We start from the raw sequence: 4,394 nt of genomic DNA, 5'->3' as shown, positions 1-4,394 counted from the left end.
ATGAAGACCGCATCGACGCCCTCGACCCCGGCAATGTTCTCCAGTTCGGCCAGACCCGCCGCGGACTCGATCTGGACGGTAATCGAAATCGCCCCATCCGCAGTGGATAGATAGTCAGAAATGCGATTCCAGCGGGAGGCGCGGGCGAAGGCGCTGCCGACCCCGCGAATACCGGCGGGCGGGTAGCGGGTCGCCGCGACCACCGCCTGCGCGGCCTCGGCCGATTCGATCATCGGCACTACCAGATCGGTGACGCCGACATCGAGCAGCTGCTTGATCAGCACCGGATCGGCCGACGGCGGGCGCACCAGCACCTCGACCGGGTAGCTCGCGACAGCCTGCAGCTGGCTCAATGTGGAGCGCAGATCGTTGGGCGCGTGCTCCTGGTCGATGAGCAGCCAGTCCAGGCCGGCGCCGGCGCAGATCTCGGCCGAATACGGGCTGGCGCCCACCACCCACATGCCGATCCGGGTTCGCCCGGTGGCCAGGGCCTCCCGCCAGCGATTGCGAATCATGGTGCGGGCCTTTCGAATGCGCACGACACCGTGCCCAGCGGGCCGAAATCGGCGACGAAACTGTCACCGGGCTCGGCGAAGACCGGCGTGGTGAACGAGCCCGACAGGATCACCTCGCCGGCGTGCAGCAACTCGCGGTAGGGTGCGAGCCGGTTCGCCAGCCAGGCGACGCCGTTGCCCGGATGATTGAGCACTGCCGCCGCCACGCCGGACTCCTCGATGGTTCCGTTGCGCAGCAGCAGTGCCGCGATCCAGCGCAGGTCGGTATCCAGCGGGCGGATCACCCGTCCGCCCAGGACCAGTCCGGCATCGGCGGCATTGTCGGCGATGGTGTCGACGATCGTGCGGGTTCGCCCGGTATCGGGATCGCTCATCTGCACCCGTGCATCGAGGATTTCCAGTGCGGGAGTGACGAATTCGGTGGCCCGCAGCACGTCGAACAGCGTGATGCCGGGACCGGAGAGCTGCTCGCCGAGCACGAACGCCAATTCCACCTCGATGCGGGGACGGATGAACCGGCCCGCCGGCACCACCGCACCGTCGTCGAAGAACATGTCGTCGAACAGCACGCCGTAATCGGGTTCGGAGATCGACACCGCGCGCTGCATGACCTTGGAGGTCAGGCCGATCTTGCGTCCGTGTACGGCGCGGCCCCCGCCCTTCTCCAGTTCGACAAGAGCGCGCTGCACGGCATAGGCGTCCTCGATCGTCATCTCGGGATGGGTGAGTGAGGGCTGGCGAATCGGCACCCGGGTGCGCGCGGCGTCGTACAGCTGCCGGGCGAGATCGGCGACGGAATCAGGGTCGAGCATCCTGATGGTCACTTCCCGAGAAATTCCAGTGCCGCCCGGTTGAAGGTCTCCGGATCCTCGAAATGCGGCCAGTGCCGCACATCGGGCATCTCGAAGATCTGCGAGCCGGGGATCAGGTCGGCGATCTTGCGGGCGGTGTCCTGATAGACCCCGTGATCGCGGCCGGAGGCGACGATCATGGTAGGCGCCGCGATCGCGGCCCACTGCTGCGGTGCGATCAGATTGCGATCACGCGCGGTGGGGTCCTGCAGGATCAGTAGCCGATCGATCGTCTCGCGGGTGTCGGTGCGCTGGTAGATGGCCCGGCGCAGGGCGATCAGATCGGGAATCCGATTGCGCTCCTCGGCGATCAGATGCTCGAAGACCTTGTGGATCGACTCCCAGCTGGGATCCTCGACCGCGTTGGTCCGCTCGGCGCGGATGCGGGCCATATTGGATTCGGAGGCTTCGAAACCGGCCGGTGACATCAGGATCAGTTTGTCGACACGGCCGGGGTGGGCGACGGCAGTGGCGGAGGCGACCCAAGCCCCGAGCGACATCCCGATCAGATGTGCGCTGCCCATGCCGAAGTGGTCCATGACACTCACGATCTGGCGCACGTAGACCGCGATTTCGTAGTCGTAGTCGGGCTTGTCGGAGAAGCCGTTGCCGACCATGTCGATGGCCACGCAGTGGTATTGCGAACTCAATGCAGCCAGATTCGGCGCGAAGGTCTCCCAATGCCCGCCGGTGCCGTGCAGCAGGATCGCGTGCGGTTTGTCAGGTAATCCGGCTTCGGCCACCCGCGTACGCACCCCGCCGATGTCGAGGAATGCCTGGCGAAATTCGAGTTCGCGCAGGTAGCCCCAGATGCTGCGGTAGTCCTGCGTGCTGGAAATGGTCGGTGTCTGCGTCATGCGAGCCCTCCGTCGATGCTGCGGTAAGCGCCTAATCTGTCCATAGTGTTCATCTTCGTCTTGTCCTACGTCAATGCCTCTGAGCTGGGAGCATCTGAAGGAGAGCGATATCGGCAGGCGATCTGGCGTCTCTTGTTTCTGACAGTCGTATACGCTAATACTAGAAGTGGCCGCCGGGCGAGTGGGGCGGCGGAGTCCGGCGCCGGCCGGTGCCGGACCAGCAACGATCGGGTCATCGAGGAACATGTCTGCAGCAGAGGAAGGCCGCACCATCCGGCGGCGAGAGTTGGCGGTACTGGCCAACGAGTTCGCTGCCGCCCGGATCTCCCTGGATACCAGTGGTAACGGGCCGCGCCTGCTCGTGGAGGATCTCGACAATGGGGCGCGGATCTTCCTGTCGCCGTTGGAATTGGCCTGCTTCTGTCTGGCCACCAGCGAGGACCGCGACAACTGGCTACGTGTGGGCAACTACCGCGACGAGCGTGCGCCGCGTCGCGCACCGGCGGAGGAGTCGCGGTGAGCCCGGCGACGGTTGCCATCGCCGGTCTGGGCATGACCGAGATGTCGGTGCGCCCCGGCGGGACCGCGTTGCAACTGGCCGTCGAGGCCGCCGGCGCGGCGATCGCCGACGCCGGCATCGAACACCGGGACATCGATGGCGTCCTGGTCGGTTCCTCGCAGGGAGTGCGCCCCGACCGGCTGGGCGTCGGCTTCGCCGCGCAAGCCGGATTCGGCGACCTGCGCCTGCTCGAGCACGTCGAGATCAAGGGCGCCACGACCATCGCCATGGTGCAACGCGCACAACTGGCGATCGAGACGGGTGCGGCCACGACCGTGCTCTGCGTCTTCGCCGACGCGCCGCTGGTCGCGGGCAAGGGCGCCGGATCGACCTATGCGCACAGCGGTGGGAATACCGGCCCTCGCGGTCTGGAACGCGCCTCCGGTGTCCTGGGTTCGGTGCCGACCTACGCCCTGCTGGCCCGGCGCTGGCTGCACACCACGCGCTCCTCGGAGACCGATCTGTGCCAGGTGGTGACGACCGCGCGCGGCTGGGCGCTCGGCAATCCGGCCGCGGTCGTGCGAACCCCCCTCGATGAAAAGGACTACTACGACAGTCCGATGGTGTCGGACCCGCTGCGGCGGCTGGACTGCGCCCGGCCGGTGAACGGCGGGGTCGCGGTGATCGTCAGCGCGGATCCGGCGGTAGGTGCGGGCGCGCGGCTCACCGTGCGCGGCATCGGACGCCACCATCCGATCCGTCGCCGCCGTGCGGGACGTGAGTCTTGGTTCGGCGGCGGTCGGCGCGCCGTCGACGACGCGCTCGAGCAATCGGGGATGTCGCGCGGCGACCTCGATATCGCCGAGCTCTACGACCCGTTCTCCATCGTCACCCTGATCCTGCTCGACGAATATCGGCTCACCGGCGCACAGCCCGTGTCCGAGTTCGTCCGCGCCCAAGGTATCGGTCCCGGCGGAGCGCTGCCGACCAATACTGGCGGCGGCCAGTTGTCCGGTTTCTACCTGCAGGGGATGACCCCGCTGGCCGAGGCGATCGTGCAGCTACGCGGCGCGGGCGGCGAGCGCCAGGTCCCCGATGCCGTGACCGCGCTGGTAGGCGGGATCGGCGGCCGGGTCGACCATCACGCGGCGCTGATCTTGGAGCGTGCGGCATGACCACGGCACTCGGACTCGACTGGCTGCTCGATCCCAGCCTGGCGCCGGATGCGGCGGACCCCACCCTCGAGCCGTTCTACACCGCCGCCTCCTACGACCAGCTCGTCATGCCCTTCTGTACCGACTGCGGCATCCCAAAAGACCTCGATCAGCACATCTGCGATGCCTGCGGATCGGCTCGAACCCGCTGGCGCACAGTCGAATCGAGGGGGACCGTGCATTCGGTCACGGTGATGCACCGGCTCGAGCCGGGGCTGGTCCGCACCGACGCGCCCTACCCCATTCTCGACGTAGAGCTGACCAGTGGGCACCGGTTGATCATGACCACCCGCGAGCGCACCGGCGTCGCCTTCGGCATCGGCGACCCGGTCGCCATCGGATTCCGCCGGCTCGGCGGCGTCGCCGTTCCGGCGGCCGTCCCACCGCCGGCGCCGGCCCACGAATCCACCGCTCACCCCATTTCGGAGGAACCCTTATGACCACACTCGAACCGTCCG

At 67.5% G+C, this 4,394-nt stretch carries 6 protein-coding genes; 3 read left to right on the top strand and 3 right to left on the bottom strand.

Going from position 1 to position 4,394, the window contains the following annotated elements; all coding sequences use genetic code 11:
- The 3 genes from C5E41_RS32680 to C5E41_RS32670 all read right to left on the bottom strand — a co-directional run.
- On the bottom strand, positions 1-512 hold a 512-nt coding region (locus C5E41_RS32680), incomplete at its 3' end, for an aldolase/citrate lyase family protein (protein ID WP_181063538.1).
- Positions 512-1,327 (bottom strand): 2-oxo-hept-4-ene-1,7-dioate hydratase, encoded by an 816-nt coding sequence (hpaH, locus tag C5E41_RS32675; RefSeq protein ID WP_181063539.1) that lies wholly within the window; start codon positions 1,325-1,327, stop codon positions 512-514. The genes C5E41_RS32680 and hpaH, both read right to left, overlap by 1 nt.
- Before the next feature lie 8 nt (positions 1,328-1,335).
- A complete protein-coding gene (locus C5E41_RS32670) occupies positions 1,336-2,223 on the bottom strand; it encodes an alpha/beta fold hydrolase (RefSeq protein ID WP_104379523.1) in 888 nt (295 codons plus the stop codon).
- A 244-nt stretch (positions 2,224-2,467) separates the two neighbouring features.
- Here C5E41_RS32670 and C5E41_RS32665 point away from each other — a divergent pair, with 244 nt between their 5' ends.
- Genes C5E41_RS32665 through C5E41_RS32655 form a run of 3 tightly spaced genes read left to right on the top strand, consistent with a single transcriptional unit; the run spans position 2,468 to position 4,376 of the window.
- A complete protein-coding gene (locus tag C5E41_RS32665; RefSeq protein WP_104379522.1) occupies positions 2,468-2,743 on the top strand; it encodes a hypothetical protein in 276 nt (91 codons plus the stop codon).
- Positions 2,744-2,775: 32 nt separating this feature from the next.
- A complete protein-coding gene (locus C5E41_RS32660) occupies positions 2,776-3,897 on the top strand; it encodes a thiolase family protein (RefSeq protein ID WP_104379525.1) in 1,122 nt (373 codons plus the stop codon).
- A complete protein-coding gene (locus tag C5E41_RS32655) occupies positions 3,894-4,376 on the top strand; it encodes a Zn-ribbon domain-containing OB-fold protein (RefSeq protein ID WP_146097784.1) in 483 nt (160 codons plus the stop codon). The genes C5E41_RS32660 and C5E41_RS32655 overlap by 4 nt, the downstream gene beginning before the upstream one ends.
- Positions 4,377-4,394: the final 18 nt, after the last annotated feature.

It is taken from the genome of Nocardia nova, assembly GCF_002933465.1.
In the GTDB taxonomy this organism is placed as follows: domain Bacteria; phylum Actinomycetota; class Actinomycetes; order Mycobacteriales; family Mycobacteriaceae; genus Nocardia; species Nocardia nova_B.
Note: the sequence above shows the minus strand (reverse complement) of the source record. Positions and strands in the feature narration are given on the sequence as shown.